Here is a 16180-nt window from a genome sequence, read left to right on the forward strand (position 1 = left end):
GGCTACGTGGCTGGCGCCATAGGGTGTGCCGCCACTGGTGGTATGGCTCAGCGCCGGTTCGGTGAACGGGATGCCGACGATCACGCAGCCATGGTGCAGCAGCGGCACCTGCATCGACAGCAGGGTCGATTCCTGGCCGCCATGCATGGATGCGGTGGACGTGAACACGCCGGCCGGCTTGCCGGACAGGGTGCCATTGACCCATTCGGCGCCCAGCCCGTCCAGGAAATGCTTCACCGGCGCGGCCATGTTGCCGAAGCGGGTCGGGCTGCCGAGCAGCAGGCCCTGGCATTCGACCAGGTCCTGCACGCTTACATAGGGGGCGCCATCTTCGGGTACCGGCGGCTGCGCGGTCTGGGTCACTGCGGCCACCGGCGGCACCGTGCGCAGGCGCGCGGTCATGCCCGGCACTTCGCCGATGCCCCGCGCGATCTGGCGCGCCAGCCGTGCCACCGAACCGCCCCGGCTGTAATACAGCACCAGAATCTCGCCCATCGTGCCCGCTTCTCCTCGTCGTGTGGCCACCAGTATGGCTATCCTGCGAGCATTCCGCATCGGGTACCCTTCCACCGATGGAACCTTTGGATACGCTCAACCTGTGGATGGAGCGCGCGCGGGATCGCGCACGGGCCATCAGTTTCGGCCGCTTCCTGTGGCATCGCTTCCTCGACGACCGCCTGTTCCAGGCAGCGGCGGCGCTGGCGTACACCACGGTGTTCGCGCTGGTGCCGCTGGCCATCGTGGTATTCGGCGTGCTCTCGGCCTTTCCCGTTTTCGACCGCTGGAGCGATCAGCTCAGCGACTACGTGTTCTCCAACTTCGTGCCCTCCGCGGCGCGCGCGGCCGAGGGTTACCTGCGGCAGTTTTCGGCCAGTGCCGGCCAGCTGACGGCCGCCGGCTTCATCGCACTGGTCGCCTCACTGCTGATCACGCTCAACAGCGTGGAAGAGACCTTCAACCAGATCTGGCGGGTCGGCTCGAGCCGGCCCAAGCTGACCCGCTTCCTGGTCTACTGGACCGTGCTGACCCTGGGCGCGATGCTTGCCGCCGCATCGCTGGCAGTATCGGCGAGGGTGTTCGCGATGCCGTTGTTCGGTACCCAGGAGGGCCGTTGGTTGGCCGAACTGGCGCTGCGGCTGGCACCGATCCTGATCGAGTTCGTCTGCATCACGCTGATGTTCCGCGTGGTGCCGCACCACACGGTGAAATGGCGGCATGCCGTGCCCGGCGCGATCCTGGCGGCGGTCATCCTTGAACTGGTGAAGTGGGGCATCGGCGCGTATCTGGGCAGCTTCCAGTCCTATCAGAAGCTGTATGGCACGGTCGCCTTCGTGCCGATCCTGCTGCTGTGGATCTACCTGTGCTGGGTGGCGGTGCTGCTGGGTGCGTCGCTGGCCTCCTCGATGGCCGCCTTCCGCTACCAGCCGGTCGAGCTGCGCCTGCCGCAGGGGTACGAGTTCTATGGGCTGCTGCGCCTGCTTGGCCGCTTCCAGCATGCACGGGCCAAGGGCAAAGGCCTGGCCGATGACGAGATCCTGCGGCTGGAGCCGATGCTGACCGATTCACTGCTGCAGGACCTGATCTGCAACCTGCAGGAGATCGACCTGCTGCGCCGCGATGAGCGCGGCGAGTGGCTGCTGTCACGCGACCTGGACCAGGTCAGCCTGGCCGATCTGTACGAATGCACCCAGCTGCGCATCCCAGTAGCCGAGCAGCACCTCCCGTACCGCGACGACAGCCTGGGCCGTGCCGCCTTGGCGGCGCTGGATGACCTGCGACTGCCCCTGCGCGAACGCCTGAAGCGCAAGGTCAGTGATATCTATACCGACTCTGGAGACACCCCATGACCCGCAAGACGTCGTTGCCGCTGCTGCTCCCGTTGACCCTGCTGCTGGCCCTGGCGGCCTGCAAACCGGCCCAGGAGCCGGCACCGGCCAGCAGCCAGCCACCGGCGCAGGCACCGACGCCGAGCACGCCGGCACCGGTCGAGGAAACCCCGGCCGAGCGCACCACCGCCGAGTTCCCGACGCTGAAGATGAAGGCGGTGGATGGCAGCGACTACGACCTGGCCGCGCATCGCGGCAAGTGGGTGGTGGTGAACTTCTGGGCTACCTGGTGCGCGCCGTGCCGCAAGGAAATGCCCGAGCTGTCGGCCCTGCATGCGATGCGTAGCAACATCGAAGTGGTCGGCTTGGCTTACGAGGACATCGAAGTGCCGGAGATGCAGTCGTTCCTGGCCAAGCATCCGGTGACCTATCCGATCGTGATCGTGGACCCGTTCGATCCGCCGGCCGACTTCGCCACGCCGCGTGGCCTGCCGCTGACGCATCTGCTGGACCCGCAGGGCAAGCTGGCGCACACGTTCCTTGGCCCGGTGACCGCCGCCGACATCGAGAAGCAGATCGCGGCTGCCAAGTAGTGGGTTTGTCGGCAGGGCCTGCGGCCCTGCACCCGCGGTAGTGCCGGCCGCTGGCCGGCAGCAACAGCAACAGCCGAAGCAACAGCAACAGCGGGCTATCCGTGGGGTGGCGGGGCGGTGTCGGAGTGCGGGGACGCCGCAAGTACGTCCATGTAGGCTTGGCAGCCGCATCCATGCGGCTGACACCCCGCACTCCGACACCGCCCCACCTCTGACAGATTCCTCATGTCTGGTAGATCCACGCCATGCGTGGATGATTCTCCAGACAAATCGAATATTTCGAATTGAATTCGAAGAGCATCCACGCATGGTGTGGATCAACGACAGATCGCGGAAATCTGTCGAAGGCGGGGTGGGTCCGGGTGCGGGGGCGTGAGCCGCATGGATGCGGCGACCGAGCTTACATGGACGTACTTGCAGCGCCCCCCGCACCCGGACCCGCCCCGCCATCCCTCAGGAAGCCCGCCGTTGCTGTTGCTGTTGCCGTTGCTCTGGCTTCGGCAGGTGCAGGGCCGCAAGCCCTGCCGACCCACCCTATTCCTCGACCGGGAAATCCTCGATCGGCTTCAGCACATCGTAGTGCTCGCGATGCAGCTTGCCCTTCAGCTTCGGCAGCTCCGGCAACGGTGCGTCCACCCGCGTGTCCGGCAACCGGTCCAGCAGGTTGCGCACCAGCGTCAGCCGCCCCAGCCGCTGGTCGTTGAAGTCCACCAGCGTCCACGGCGCCGCCTCGCGATGCGTCGCGCGCAGCATCGCCTCGCGTGCCTCGGTGTACGCGCTGTACTTGCTGCGCGATTTCAGGTCGACCGGTGAGAGCTTCCAGCCCTTCAGCGGATCGAGATGGCGTTCGGCGAAGCGCTTTTCCTGTTGCTCCTGGTCCACGCACAACCAGTACTTGAACAGCAGGATGCCGTCGTCCACCAGCAGCTGTTCGAACACCGGCGCCTGGCGCAGGAACTGCTGGTACTCGGTTTCGCTGCAATAGCCCATCACCCGTTCAACACCGGCGCGGTTGTACCAGCTGCGGTCCATCAGCACGATCTCGCCGGCGGCGGGAAGATGCGCGGCGTAACGCTGGAAGTACCACTGCGTGGCTTCACGGTCGGTGGGCTTGGGCAGCGCCACCACCCGGCATTGGCGCGGGTTGAGATGCTGGCTGATGGCCTGGATCGCGCCGCCCTTGCCGGCTGTATCGCGGCCTTCGAACAGCACCAGCAGGCGTTGCCCGCTGTACTGCACCCAGCGCGCCATTGCAGTCAGTTCCAGCTGCAGCGGCAGCAGCAGTTCGTCGTAGTCCTTGCGCTTGAGCTTGGCCATCGTCACACCACGCGGGGAGGAAGCCGGAGCGTAGCGCACGGGTTGCTCAGGGGGTGTCGACGCCCTGCCAGCCCTGCTCGCCCGCCAGCGTCTGCAGCAGGGCGGAAAGGTCATGGGCAAAACCTGCCATGTCGAATACACCACGGTCTTCGCGTGCCTGCGCCAGTTCGGCACGCAACGCTGCCAGCGCCACCGGGTCGTTGCCCAGCGCGCTGGCGATGGCGATGAACGCCGCATCGTCGGCAACGTTCATCCGCGAGAGACCCAGATGATGGTTGAGGCTGCCGGCCACGCGCGCGGCGAAGGTATCGCCCGGGCAGGTCAGCACCGGGCAGCCGGCCCACAGCGCATCGGAGGCTGTGGTGTGCGCGTTGTACGGATGCGTGTCGAGGAACAGGTCGGCCAGCTGATAGCGGGCCAGGTACTGCGGATGCGGCAGCTTGGCCATGAACACCAGGCGCGCCGGGTCCAGGGCTGCGGCCTGTGCGGCCGCACGTAGGCGGGCGTCGGCCTTGCCGGGCCCGGACAGCAGCCACAGCACGCTGCCGGGCACGGCCTGCAGCACCGCGAAGGCGCGGCCCATGCTGCGCGGGTTGAGCTTGTAGCTGTTGTTGAAGCAGCAGAACACCACGCCGTGTTCGGGCAGCCCGCACTCGGCGCGGGACGGTGCCGGTTCCAGTACGCGGGTGTTGTCCGAGGGTTGGAAGGCACGTGGCAGGCGCAGGACGCGTTCGCTGAAGTGAGGTTCCAGCGATGCCGGCAGCACGAATTCGTCGGCGACCACGGCATCCAGCCAGCGCGCACCTGATGTGCCGGGGTAGGCCAGCCAGTTCAGCTGCAACGGGGCCGGGCGCATGGCCAGCACTTCGGGCGTGCCGCCGCCCCCCCAGCCGCGCAGGTCGAACAGCAGGTCGATGCCCTGTGCACGGATGCGGGCCGCGATGTCGGCATGCCGCAGTGCGGCCACGTCATGCAGGCGGGCCGCAGCCTGCAGGCGTTCGCGGATGCGGCTGCCATCGGCGCGGTTCAGCGCGAACAGGTGCAGCTGCAGCGCCGGGTCATGGCGCAGGTGTTCGAGCAGGGCCACGGTCAGCAGCCCGGTGGGATGGGCGCCGAAGCCATTGGAGAGGAAGCCGACGCGCAACGCGCCGTGCTCGCGAACCTTCACTGCAGGAAGGGGGCGCACCGCCGACGCAACGACCGCGGCGCGTGTGCGCGCACAGGCCAACTGCTCCGCAGCGCCTACGTCTTCACTGAGGAAGGCGAAGGGTTCCACTGCACCCTGCCCGGAAGCGAGCGCGGCACGTACCTGCGCAGCCAGCGTGTCCACGTCCTGCCAGTCACACAGGCGGCGCTGCCAGGCCAGGCGCTGGGCCGCGATGTAGGGTTCGCCCGGCATCAGCGCGTGCGCGCGGCGATAGGCCGCTGCTGCGCCTTCGGCATCATCGGCATCTTCCAGCGCATGGCCCAGCCACAGCGCGATGCCCGGGTGCTGCGGGGCCAATGCCGAGGCCTGGCCGAGCAGCTTCGCCGCGTCGGTGTGCGCGCCGGCCATCCACGCCACGCGGCCCAGCCGCGCCAGCGCTTCGGGGTGGTTCGGGCGCAGCTGCAGGGCGTGTCGTGCGGCCTGCTCGCCGGCAGCGATGTCGCCGGCTTCCAGTTCCAGGTCGGCCAGCATCACCCAGGCGACGAAGTCGCCGGGCTGGCGTGCGATCGCCTGCTGCAGGTGCTGCCGCTGCTTCCAGGCCGTCATCGTGCTCAGCCCGCCGACAGCTGGGCCAGGGCGTCGACCTGGTGTTCGTGGCTGAGCCGCTGCAGCAGCGGGTCGAGGTCACCGGCCAGGATGTTGGGCAGGTCGTACAACGTCAGGCCTTCCACGCGGTGGTCGGTGATCCGGCCCTGCGGGAAGTTGTAGGTGCGGATGCGCTGGCTGCGATCGCCGCTGCCGACCTGCAGGCGCCGCGATTCGGCCTGTGCCGCGTCCTGGCGCTGGCGCTCGGCATCGAGCAGCTGCGCCTTCAGGCGCTTCATCGCCTTGTCGCGGTTGGCGTGCTGGCTGCGCTCGGTCTGGCACTCCACCACCACGCCGGTTGGCACATGGGTGATGCGGATCGCGGACTCGGTCTTGTTGACGTGCTGGCCACCGGCGCCGGACGAGCGGAACGTATCCACCTTCAGGTCGGCCGGATTGATGACGATGTCATCGACTTCGTCGGCCTCGGGAATGATCGCCACGGTCGCCGCCGAGGTATGGATGCGGCCCTGCGATTCGGTGGCCGGCACGCGCTGCACGCGGTGCGTGCCCGATTCGAACTTCAGGCGCGAGAACGCACCCCGGCCGACCACACGTGCCACCACTTCCTTGTAGCCGCCATGCTCGCCGGGGTTGTCCGATTCGATCTCGACCTTCCAGCCCTGGCGTTCGGCATAGCGGGCGTACATGCGGAACAGGTCGCCGGCGAAGATCGCGGCTTCGTCGCCGCCGGTGCCGGCGCGTACTTCAAGGAACAGGTTGCCTTCGTCGCGCGGATCGCGTGGCACCAGCAACAGGGCCAGTTCCTGTTCCAGCTCCTGCAGGCGCGCCTGGGCGGCGGCGATTTCCTCGTCGGCCAGCTCGCGCAGGTCGGGGTCGGCGCGCATGCCTTCGGCGGCCGCCAGGTCGGCCTTGGCACGGGCTTCATCGGCCAGTGCAGTGGCGACCGGTTCAAGTTGGGCGAATTCGCGCGAAAGGTCGCGGAAACGGGTGTTGTCGGCGACCACATCGGGTTCGGCGAGCAGGCGTTCCAGTTCTTCGCGGCGCTCGGCCAGCGCTTCCAGCTTACGGCGCAGGGTCGGCGTCATCGGGTCTCACGGGTGGGTGGCGGTAGCCCGGCGTGGCCGGGAACAGGCGCTCGGCGGCGCGGGTCAGGTCGGCATCGCCACTCAGCGCGGCGGCGCGCAGTGCGGCGGTCGGCGGGTGCAGCAGGCGGTTGGTCAGGCCGTGGGCCAGCAGTTCCAGCACTTCGTCGGCGGGCTTGCCGTTGGCCAGCTGCTGGCGTGCGCGCTCCAGCAACTCGGCGCGGGTGGCCTCGCCGAACGCACGCAGCTGCCGCAAAGGCGCCTGATGGGCACTGGCCTGCTGGGTCTCGACGTAACGCGATACCTGCAGGTCGATGATCGCCTCGGCTTCGGCGGCGGCCTCGCGGCGGCCACGACGGTTGTCTTCCACCGCGCGTTCCAGATCATCGACGGTGTAGAGGAAGGCATCGTTGAGCGTGCCGACCTCGGCTTCGATGTCGCGCGGAACGGCCAGGTCGAACAGCAGCATCGGCTTGTGCCGGCGTGCACGCAGGGCCTTGGCCACCATCTCGCGATGGATCACCGGCTCGCGCGCGGCGGTGGCCGAGAACACCACGTCGGCCTCGCCCAGGTGGCGGTCCAGTTCGGTCAGCGGCAGGGCCACGCCGCCATGGCGGCTGGCCAGTTCCTGCGCGTGGGCCAGGGTGCGGTTGGCGATCAGCAGCCGCCGCACCTTGCCTTCGCTCAGGTGCCGTGCAGCCAGCTCGATGGTCTCGCCGGCCCCGACCAGCAGCGCGGTGGAGTCGTCCAGCCGGGCGAACGCGTTCTGCGCCAGGCGCACCGCGGCCGACGCCACCGATACCGGGTTGGCACCGACCTGGGTATCGGTGCGCGCCCGCTTGGCCACCGAGAAGGTCTGCTGGAACAGGCGGTCCAGGCGCTGGCCGAGCAGGCCATGGTCGCGCGCGGTCGACCAGGCGTCCTTCACCTGGCCGAGGATCTGCGGTTCGCCCAGCACCATCGAGTCCAGCCCGGTGGCGACCCGGAACAGGTGGCGCACGGCCTCGGCATCGGCATGCTGGTACAGATAGCCCTGCAGGTCGCCGGCCTGGCTGCGCAGCCACTGGTCCAGCGCCTGTGCCGACTCGGCCACGGCGTACAGCTCGGTGCGGTTGCAGGTCGACAACAGGACCGCCTCGGCGATCTGCGGGGTATCGCGCAGCGAGCCCAGCGCACGCGGCAACGCCTCACCGGCGAAGGCCGCGCGCTCGCGCAGCTCTACCGGTGCGGTCTGGTGATTCAGTCCGAGCACCCACAGGGTCATTGTTCAGTTGCTTGCGATAAGCTGCTGGCCATTGGACGACATTTTAAGGCCCCGATGCCGACGATGCCCGCATTGATTCGCATCCCCAGTGTTCTGCTGCTGTCCCTGGCCTGCGCCCAGGCCCTGGCGGCGGTGCCGGCCAAGGTCCCCGTGCGGGCCGCGGCCACCGGGGAACTGGCGCTGGAGCCGGTGATGGCCGGTGAGTTCGCCCTGCAGGCCGGCAAGCTGGCCGAGGCCGCGCGCTGGTACCTGCAGGCCGCGCAGCAGACCGACGGCGACGCTGGCCTGGCCGAGCGCGCGACCCGTATCTCCATGCTTGCCAATGATGACGCCAGCGCCGCCAAGGGCCTGGCCCTGTGGCAGCAGCGCGCCCCGCGTTCGTTGACCATGCGCAGCGCCGCCGGTGCGCTGGCCATGCGCCAGGGCGATGTGAAGGCCGCCCGCACTGAATTGCAGGCGCTGCTGGCCGACCCCGACGAGCGCGGCTGGAAGTTCGCCCTGGCCGCGCTGATCGGCGGTGGCCGCGACCCGGCGGTGCCGGCGCAGGTGCTCGGCGAGCTGGTCGATGCCAATGCGATTCCGCCGAAGATCGAGGCCTGGCAGGAGTTCGGCCGCCTCGCCCTGCGCATGGACAAGCCCGACCTGGCGCGGCGCATGATCGATGAAGTGGTCAGGCGCTTCCCCGAAGAACCGCGCGTAGCGTTGCTGCGTGCCAGCCAGCTGCAGCAGGCCGGCGAGACCGACAAGGCCTTGTCGCTGCTGCACGACGTCGAGCCGAAGACACGGCAGGACCCCGAGCTGCGCAATGCGGTGGCCATCGCCTACGACAGCCTGGGGCAACCGGCTGCGGCCGAGCGCGTACTGGCATTCGGCCCGCAGGATGTGCAGACCTGGGGCATGCGCGCTTCACTGTTGGCCAAGCAGGGCGACAAGGCGGCGCTGTCCAACCTCTACAACGAACTGTCGCGGCAGGCGGCCAAGCCGGACCCCGCGCAGCGCCTGTTGCTGGGCAAGATCGCCGAATACCTGAAGCGCTATCCCGAGGCGGTGCAGTGGTACCACAGTGTGCCCGGCGGTGATGAGCTGAGCGAGGCGCGCCTGCGTGCGGCCAACGCCCAGGCCCTGGCCGGACGGCTGCCGCAGGCACTGGATGAGGTGCACGCGATCCAGTCCGACGCGGTGGTCGATGATGATGTGCGCCGTGACGCGTATCTGCTGGAGGCCGAGCTGCGCCAGCGCGGCGATGACAGTGCTGGCGAGCTGGATGCGCTGGCCCGCGGCCTGGCCGCCTACCCGGATGACAATGGCCTGCTGTACGCCCGCGCGCTCACCTGGGAGCGTCGTGACGATATTCCGCGCGCCGAGGCCGACCTGCGCAAGATCCTGGTGACCGACCCGGAAAACGTGCCGGCCCTGAATGCCTTGGGCTACACCCTGGCTGACCGTACCGGGCGCCTGCAGGAGGCGCTGGAGCTGATCGACCGCGCCCGCGTCGCCGAGCCGGACAACGCCGCCATCGTCGACAGCTATGGCTGGGTGCTGTATCGCCTGGGCCGCAAGGACGAAGCGCTGGTGCAGCTGCGCCGGGCCTGGACCCTGGCCAAGGACCCGGAGATCGCCGCCCATGTCGGCGAGGTGCTGTGGGTGCTGGGCAAGCATGACGAGGCCCGCCACTTCTTCGACGAAGCGGCCAAGCTCGACCCTGAAAACCGCGCGCTGCTGCGCGCCCGCGAGAAATTCAATCCATGAGTGTTTCCCTGATCCGGCCGCTGCTGTTGGCGGCTGCGACCCTGGCGGTGACCGCCTGTACCAGCGTGGGCACGCAGAAGACCCCCCCACCGGCGGTGGTCGAGACGGTCTCGGCCGAAGCGGCGCAGGCCGAAGCGGCGCGCGTGGCCGCCCTGCATGCACAACCGGACTGGGCCTTCCAGGGCCGGGTCGCGGTCAGCAAGGGCAAGGACGGCGGCAGCGGTCGCATCGACTGGAAGCAGCAAGGCCGCCGCTACGTGGTGGAGTTGAGCGCGCCGGTGACCCGGCAGAGCTGGAAGCTGACCGGTGACACCCATTCCGAAGCTGGCCGCCTGGAAGGACTGGCAGGCGGTCCGCGCGACGGCGAGGACGCCCAGCAGCTGTTGCTGGAAGCGACCGGCTGGGACATTCCGGTCAACCAGTTGCCGGAGTGGATCCGTGGCCTGGTGGCCGGCGACGCCGCCGGCCCCGAGACGGTCGAACGCGACGGCGAAGGCCGGCCCCGCCGCATGCAGCAGATGGGCTGGCAGGTACAGTACCTGGACTGGTACCCGGCCGACGCCGGACGGCCGGCGCTGCCGCGCCGGATCGAGGCCAGCAACGGTGACGCCAAGGTGCGCCTGCTGGTGGACGAGTGGGGGCAGGGCACGCCATGAGCGGGGCAGTCGACGACGCGGGCTGGTCCTGGTGGCCGGCCCCGGCCAAGCTGAACCTGTTCCTGCACATTACCGGCCGCCGGGCCGACGGCTACCACGAACTGCAGACCGTGTTCCGCCTGCTGGACTGGGGGGACCGCATCGGCCTGCGCCTGCGTGAAGACGGCCAGGTGCGCCGGCAGGGCGAGGGCCTGGCCGGCGTGGCCGAGGCCGATGATCTGGCGGTGCGCGCCGCGCGTCTGCTTCAGGAAGCGGCGAAGGTTGCGCAAGGTGCTGACATCATCGTCGAAAAGCACGTTCCTGCCGGTGGTGGATTTGGCGGCGGTTCGTCCGACGCGGCCACCGTACTGGTGGTACTGAACCGGCTCTGGCATGCCGGCCTGGATGAAGATGCCCTGGCCGCGCTGGGCCTGCGCCTGGGCGCCGACGTGCCGGTGTTCGTGCGCGGCCGCAACGCCTGGGCCGAAGGGGTGGGCGAGCGCCTGCAGCCGATCACGCTGGCGCCGGCCTGGTATGTGGTGGTCGAACCGGGCGTTCATGTTCCCACGCCGGCCCTGTTTGCAGACCCGGATTTGACGCGCGACAGCCCAGTGGCGAAAATAGAGGACTTCGCTTCCGGGACCCTGGTCGGGAACGCGTTCGAGCCGGTGCTGCGCCGCCGTGAGCCTGCCGTCGAGGCAGCGCTTGCCGCGTTGAGCGACATCGGCACGGCGCGGCTGACCGGTTCGGGAAGTGGTTGTTTCGTCGAATTCGCGTCGCAGTCTGCTGCAGAGCAGGGACGGTCGAAATTGCCGAAGGAGTTGCGGGCAAGGGTGGCAGCGGGCGTTGCGCGTTCGCCACTGCTGGATGCACTCGAGCAACACTGATTTATCAATGCAGGGGCGTCGCCAAGAGGCCCAAGGCACCAGGTTTTGATCCTGGCATTCGTAGGTTCGAATCCTACCGCCCCTGCCAATAGCGGCTGTGTCCGCGCCTTCCAGCGCATCGCCCGCGCGGGACGTGGAAACAACCGCGGTGTTGTCAGCAGCAAGGGTCCATCCGGGTCCTTGCCGCCCCCGGATCCCCGCCACTCGTCCCCGCCCGAGACAATCATGATGCAAGAGTCCCCGAACCTGCTGGTCTTTTCCGGCAACGCCAACAAACGTCTGGCGCAGAACATCTGCAAGGAACTGGGGGTTCGCCCGGGCAAGGCGCTGGTCTCGCACTTCTCCGATGGTGAAGTGCAGGTGGAGATCGAAGAGAACGTCCGCAAGCAGGACGTGTTCGTGATCCAGCCGACCTGCGCGCCGAGCGCGGAAAACCTGATGGAACTGCTGGTGCTGATCGACGCGCTCAAGCGCGCATCGGTGGCCAGCGTGACCGCCGTGGTGCCGTACTTCGGCTACTCGCGCCAGGATCGCCGCATGCGCTCCTCGCGCGTGCCGATCACCGCCAAGCTGGCGGCCAAGATGTTCAGCACCGCGGGCGCTGATCGCGTGCTGACCGTCGACCTGCACGCCGACCAGATCCAGGGCTTCTTCGATATTCCGGTGGACAACGTGTATGCGTCCCCGCTGCTGCTGGCCGACATCTGGCGCGCCTACGGCACCGAGAACCTGATCGTCGTCTCGCCGGACGTGGGCGGCGTGGTCCGCGCCCGTGCGGTGGCCAAGCGCCTGGATGACGCCGACCTGGCGATCATCGACAAGCGCCGCCCGCGCGCCAACGTCTCCACCGTGATGAACATCATCGGCGACGTCGAAGGCAAGACCTGCGTCATGGTCGATGACATCGTCGATACCGCCGGCACTCTGTGCGCCGCTGCCGCTGCCCTGAAGGCGCGCGGTGCGCTCAAGGTCGCCGCCTACTGCACCCACGCGGTGCTGTCGGGCCCGGCGGTGGACAACATCACCAATTCCCAGCTCGACGAACTGGTGGTGACCGACACCATCCCGCTGAAGGACGCCGCGCGGGTGTGCAGCAAGATCCGCCAGCTGAGCGTGGCGGAGATGCTGGCCGAAACGATGCGCCGCATCGCCTTCGGCGAGTCGGTCAGCTCGCTGTACGTCGACTGAGTTTTTCGTCCCTGCCGACAGCGGCGGGGACATACCCCGGGTGCTTCTGGTCGCGGAAGCATCTTCAACCGCCACGCCGAAAGGCGAGGCAACAACCTGAGTAGTCGAAAATGTCGAAGACCCATGAAATCAAGGTCACCAAGCGTGAACTGCAGCGTAAGGGTGCGAGCCGCCGCCTGCGTCACGCGGGTGTGATCCCGGCCATCGTGTACGGCGGCAACGCCGAGCCGGTCGCCATCAGCCTGGACCACAACGAAATCTGGCTGGCCCAGCAGAACGAGTGGTTCTATGCCTCGATCCTGGACCTGAACCTGGACGGCCAGGTGCAGAAGGTCCTGCTGCGTGACATGCAGCGCCACCCGTACAAGCAGCTGATCATGCACCTGGACTTCCAGCGCGTGAACGAGAACGAAGCCCTGACTGCTTCGGTCCCGCTGCACTTCGTCAACGAAGACACCTCGCCGGCTGGCAAGGCTGCCGACGTCGTGGTCACCCACGAACTGAAGGAAGTGACCATTACCTGCCTGCCGAAGGACCTGCCGGAGTCGATCGAAGTCGACCTGGGCGAGCTGAAGGCCGGTGACGTGGTGTACCTGTCCGACATCAAGCTGCCGAAGGGCGTGGAAATCCCGGCGCTGGCGCTGGGCAAGGACCACGACGACGCCATCGTCACCGCCAAGGCCGGCAAGGCCGACGCGGCTGACGAAGAAGCGGCTGCCGCCGAGTAATACCGTTACGGTGCCTGCCTCCGGGCAGGCACCGTACTGGAAGGAACCATGGCAGGACTGCGACTGATCGTCGGTCTGGGCAACCCCGGATCTGAACACGCCCGGACCCGGCACAATGCCGGGTTTCATTTCGTTGAGGCCCTGGCGGAAAAAGCCGGTGCGCGATGGAATGTGGACAGCAAGCTGTTCGGCGAGACCGCCAAGGTCGAGATCGCCGGGCAGACGGTGTGGCTGCTCAAGCCCGCCACCTTCATGAACCTCAGCGGCAAGTCGGTCACCGCCGCCCAGCGGTTCTGGAAGATCGAGCCGGAGGAAACCCTGCTGGCCCACGACGAGCTGGACCTGCCGCCCGGCGCGGCACGGCTGAAGTTCGACGGTGGCCACGGCGGCCAGAACGGCCTGCGCGACACCATCCGCCTGCTCGGCCACGGCAGGTTCCATCGCCTGCGCGTGGGCATCGGCCATCCCGGCCACAAGGACCGCGTGGTGGGTTGGGTGCTGGGGCGCCCGTCGAAGGACGACGACGTGCTGATTGCACGCGCCATCGATGATGCGATCGACGTGATGCCGCTGGCGGTGCAGGGCGATTTCAACGAAGCGATGAAGCGGCTGCACACCCCGAAGTAGCCGGTAGGTACCGACCGTTGGTCGGTACGGAGAATGATTGGAAAAGCAGCGCCCAGGCCGCTGTTTCCCCAATCACTTTCACCCCAGAGAGCTGTCACCCATGGGTATCAAATGCGGCATCGTCGGCCTGCCCAACGTCGGCAAGTCGACCCTGTTCAATGCGCTGACCAAGGCGGGTATCGCCGCGGCGAACTTCCCGTTCTGCACCATCGAGCCGAACGTCGGCATCGTGCCGGTACCGGATCCGCGCCTGAACGAGCTGGCGGGCATCATCAACCCGCAGAAGGTCATCCCGACCGCAGTCGAGTTCGTCGACATCGCCGGCCTGGTAGCCGGCGCCGCCAGCGGTGAAGGCCTGGGCAACAAGTTCCTGGCACACATCCGCGAAGTCGATGCGATCACTCACGTGGTGCGCTGCTTCGAGCACGGCGACATCGTGCACGTGGCCGGCAAGGTCGATCCGATCTCGGACATCGAAACCATCGATACCGAACTGGCGCTGGCCGACCTGGACAGCGTCGAGAAGGCACTGAACCGTGCCGAGCGTGCGGCCAAGGGCGGCGACAAGGATGCAGCGGCGCGCAAGCCGGTACTGGCCAAGCTGCAGGCGGCGCTGTCGGAGGGCAAGGCCGGCCGCTCGGCCGGCCTGGACGAGGAAGAGAAGGCGCTGGTGCGCGACCTGTTCCTGCTGACCCTGAAGCCGGTGATGTACATCGCCAACGTGCTGGAAGACGGTTTCGAGAACAACCCGCACCTGGAAGCCGTGCGCGCGCATGCCGCCGCAGAAGGCGCGCAGGTGGTACCGGTGTCGGCCGCGATCGAAGAAGAGCTGTCCCAGCTCGACGACGAGGACCGCGATACCTTCCTGGCCGACCTGGGCCTGAGCGAGCCGGGCTTGAACCGCGTGATCAACGCGGCCTACAGCCTGCTCGGCCTGCAGACCTACTTCACCGCTGGCGTGAAGGAAGTCCGTGCGTGGACCGTGCGCAAGGGCGCCACTGCCCCGCAGGCCGCCGCGGTCATCCACACCGACTTCGAGAAGGGCTTCATCCGCGCCGAAACCATCGCGTATGACGACTTCATCAAGTACAAGGGCGAAGCCGGCGCCAAGGAAGCAGGTCGCCTGCGCCTGGAAGGCAAGGAATACCGCGTGCAGGAAGGCGATATCCTGCACTTCCGCTTCAACGTCTGATCCGGCGGCAACGGATCGACCCCGGACGCCCCGCCCTGTGCGGGGCGTTCGCGTTTCCGGCGATGGACAAAAAATCACCACACTGCGAAACGCTTGCGGCGTGACGTTCGCCGGCACTTGTCCACAGCAAACTCCCATCGCTTTCCACGCCACATGTGGAAAACCGCACAGCTCCCCTGTAGAGCCGAGCCTACGCTCGGCTCAGGGGGGTATCAGCAGAGCGTGGGCTCGGCTCTGCCAGGTTGCCTGTGCAATATGGACAAATTTTCACCACGCTTCGAAACGCCTGCGGTGCAATGCTCGCACCCACTTGTCCACACCAAATCCCAACCACTCTCCACGGCGGATGTGGAAAACCGCGCATGGGCGTGGACAAAAAAACGCCACTCCCTGAAACGCTTGGTGCGTGGAGCTCACCGCCACTTGTCCACACCAAACTCCCACCGCTTTCCACGCGGCATGTGGAAAAAGCGCCCGGCACTCCCTTGCCGGGCACTTCCCGCATCACCAGGTGTACGACACGCCCAGCTGGGCACCGACGTCGCGGAAGCCCATGCCGCCGCTCTGCCGGCTCAGTTCGCCCCAGCCGCGCCAGCCGCCGGACAGATCCACCTGTACACCGGCCTTGGCCTCGTAGATGTCGCGCGGCAACTGCCGCTGCAGCCGTTCACCGTCCATCGCCAGGCCCGCGCCATTGCCGCCGGACCACCAGTTCACTGCCACGTACGGATGCACCTGGCCCTGCGCCGCGCTCAACCCACGGCTGTACAGGCGCAGGCCGAGGCGGGTGCTGGTCTCGTCACCACTGCGGTCTTCGACCACCGTGCCGTTGGCCTCGACCACGCGGTCGCTGTCATAGCGGCTGTGCACTACCTGCAGTTGCGGTTGCAGGTAGATGCCGCGCTGCGCGGTGCGCCGCAGGGGCAGCACATAGCCAGCTTCGGCAGATGCACTCCAGTTGCGGGCGTCATAACGTTCCTTCTGCAGTCCATCGCCCTGCACGCTGTTGCGGAAGCGGCCGTACTGCAGCCAACCATCCACATAGGCGCCGCCTTGCATGCGTGCATCCTGCAGCCAGGTGGCATAGGCACCCACACTGGTGCCGGTGACCACGCCACGCGCGGTGTAGCCGGTCACCTGCGAGCGGCTGTCATTGCGCGCGCGGCCGTGGCCGAGCATCGCACCTGCCTGCAGTTCGCCCGCGCCGCCCACCTCGAAGCGACGGCCGACGCCGACCAGCACGCTGCTGATCTGCCCATCGACCTGGACCTGGCGGTTGCGGTCGTGGCTGTCGGGCTGCGCGCTGCGAAGGTGCATCCAGGCCACGGCATCGCTG

The 16180-nt window shown here is 67.7% G+C and carries 15 protein-coding genes and 1 tRNA gene; 10 read left to right on the plus strand and 6 right to left on the minus strand.

Annotated features, from left to right (window positions below; genetic code table 11):
- Nucleotides 1–495, minus strand: a 495-nt coding sequence (gene wrbA / locus N5E02_RS16525; protein WP_279946509.1) for an NAD(P)H:quinone oxidoreductase, incomplete at its 3' end; no start/stop codon positions are given.
- Nucleotides 496–572: 77 nt separating this feature from the next.
- Between wrbA and N5E02_RS16530 the strand changes: the two genes are divergently transcribed.
- Together N5E02_RS16530 and N5E02_RS16535 are read left to right on the plus strand one after the other, a co-directional pair.
- Nucleotides 573–1847 (plus strand): YihY family inner membrane protein, encoded by a 1275-nt coding sequence (locus N5E02_RS16530; protein ID WP_005415390.1) that lies wholly within the window; start codon nt 573–575, stop codon nt 1845–1847.
- Nucleotides 1844–2419, plus strand: a complete 576-nt coding sequence (locus N5E02_RS16535; protein ID WP_053501043.1) for a TlpA disulfide reductase family protein — start codon at nt 1844–1846, stop codon at nt 2417–2419. The genes N5E02_RS16530 and N5E02_RS16535 overlap by 4 nt, the downstream gene beginning before the upstream one ends.
- Before the next feature lie 534 nt (nt 2420–2953).
- Here N5E02_RS16535 and ppk2 read toward each other — a convergent pair.
- Genes ppk2 through hemA form a run of 4 tightly spaced genes read right to left on the minus strand, consistent with a single transcriptional unit; the run spans nt 2954 to nt 7838 of the window.
- A complete protein-coding gene (gene ppk2, locus N5E02_RS16540) occupies nt 2954–3736 on the minus strand; it encodes a polyphosphate kinase 2 (protein ID WP_065178972.1) in 783 nt (260 codons plus the stop codon).
- A gap of 46 nt (nt 3737–3782) precedes the next feature.
- Nucleotides 3783–5489: a tetratricopeptide repeat protein gene (locus N5E02_RS16545; RefSeq protein ID WP_279946510.1), complete on the minus strand. Its 1707-nt coding sequence runs from the start codon at nt 5487–5489 to the stop codon at nt 3783–3785.
- Between the two features lie 5 nt (nt 5490–5494).
- Nucleotides 5495–6577 (minus strand): peptide chain release factor 1, encoded by a 1083-nt coding sequence (gene prfA, locus N5E02_RS16550; protein WP_014036080.1) that lies wholly within the window; start codon nt 6575–6577, stop codon nt 5495–5497.
- Nucleotides 6555–7838, minus strand: coding sequence for a glutamyl-tRNA reductase (hemA, locus tag N5E02_RS16555; protein WP_139726758.1), 1284 nt, complete (start codon nt 7836–7838; stop codon nt 6555–6557). Before hemA ends, prfA begins: the two co-directional genes overlap by 23 nt.
- 63 nt (nt 7839–7901) lie before the next feature.
- On the opposite strand from hemA, the gene N5E02_RS16560 reads away from it, so the two are divergent.
- The 8 genes from N5E02_RS16560 to ychF all read left to right on the plus strand — a co-directional run bounded on the left by N5E02_RS16560 (nt 7902) and on the right by ychF (nt 14844).
- Nucleotides 7902–9587 (plus strand): tetratricopeptide repeat protein, encoded by a 1686-nt coding sequence (locus N5E02_RS16560; RefSeq protein WP_175421912.1) that lies wholly within the window; start codon nt 7902–7904, stop codon nt 9585–9587.
- Nucleotides 9584–10243: a lipoprotein insertase outer membrane protein LolB gene (lolB, locus tag N5E02_RS16565; protein WP_065178968.1), complete on the plus strand. Its 660-nt coding sequence runs from the start codon at nt 9584–9586 to the stop codon at nt 10241–10243. The genes N5E02_RS16560 and lolB overlap by 4 nt, the downstream gene beginning before the upstream one ends.
- Nucleotides 10240–11109: a 4-(cytidine 5'-diphospho)-2-C-methyl-D-erythritol kinase gene (gene ispE, locus N5E02_RS16570; RefSeq protein WP_065196902.1), complete on the plus strand. Its 870-nt coding sequence runs from the start codon at nt 10240–10242 to the stop codon at nt 11107–11109. The genes lolB and ispE overlap by 4 nt, the downstream gene beginning before the upstream one ends.
- 11 nt (nt 11110–11120) lie before the next feature.
- A tRNA-Gln gene (locus N5E02_RS16575) sits at nt 11121–11197 on the plus strand.
- A 140-nt stretch (nt 11198–11337) separates the two neighbouring features.
- The gene (locus tag N5E02_RS16580; protein ID WP_005415400.1) at nt 11338–12297 is read left to right on the plus strand and encodes a ribose-phosphate diphosphokinase; all 960 of its coding nucleotides are present in this window, start codon (nt 11338–11340) and stop codon (nt 12295–12297) included.
- Nucleotides 12298–12407: 110 nt separating this feature from the next.
- On the plus strand, nt 12408–13025 hold the full coding sequence (locus N5E02_RS16585) for a 50S ribosomal protein L25/general stress protein Ctc (RefSeq protein WP_005415401.1): 618 nt from the start codon (nt 12408–12410) through the stop codon (nt 13023–13025).
- A 48-nt stretch (nt 13026–13073) separates the two neighbouring features.
- Nucleotides 13074–13652 carry an aminoacyl-tRNA hydrolase gene (gene pth, locus N5E02_RS16590; RefSeq protein WP_138953763.1) on the plus strand — a complete coding sequence of 193 codons (579 nt, stop codon included), beginning with the start codon at nt 13074–13076 and terminating at the stop codon, nt 13650–13652.
- A 100-nt stretch (nt 13653–13752) separates the two neighbouring features.
- Nucleotides 13753–14844 carry a redox-regulated ATPase YchF gene (gene ychF, locus N5E02_RS16595; RefSeq protein ID WP_005415403.1) on the plus strand — a complete coding sequence of 364 codons (1092 nt, stop codon included), beginning with the start codon at nt 13753–13755 and terminating at the stop codon, nt 14842–14844.
- A 504-nt stretch (nt 14845–15348) separates the two neighbouring features.
- Here the strand turns inward: ychF and N5E02_RS16600 are convergent.
- Nucleotides 15349–16180, minus strand: an 832-nt coding sequence (locus N5E02_RS16600) for an autotransporter outer membrane beta-barrel domain-containing protein (RefSeq protein ID WP_279946511.1), incomplete at its 5' end; no start/stop codon positions are given.

The sequence above is a fragment of the Stenotrophomonas sp. GD03777 genome (assembly GCF_029842485.1).
Taxonomy (GTDB): Bacteria; Pseudomonadota; Gammaproteobacteria; order Xanthomonadales; family Xanthomonadaceae; genus Stenotrophomonas; species Stenotrophomonas sepilia.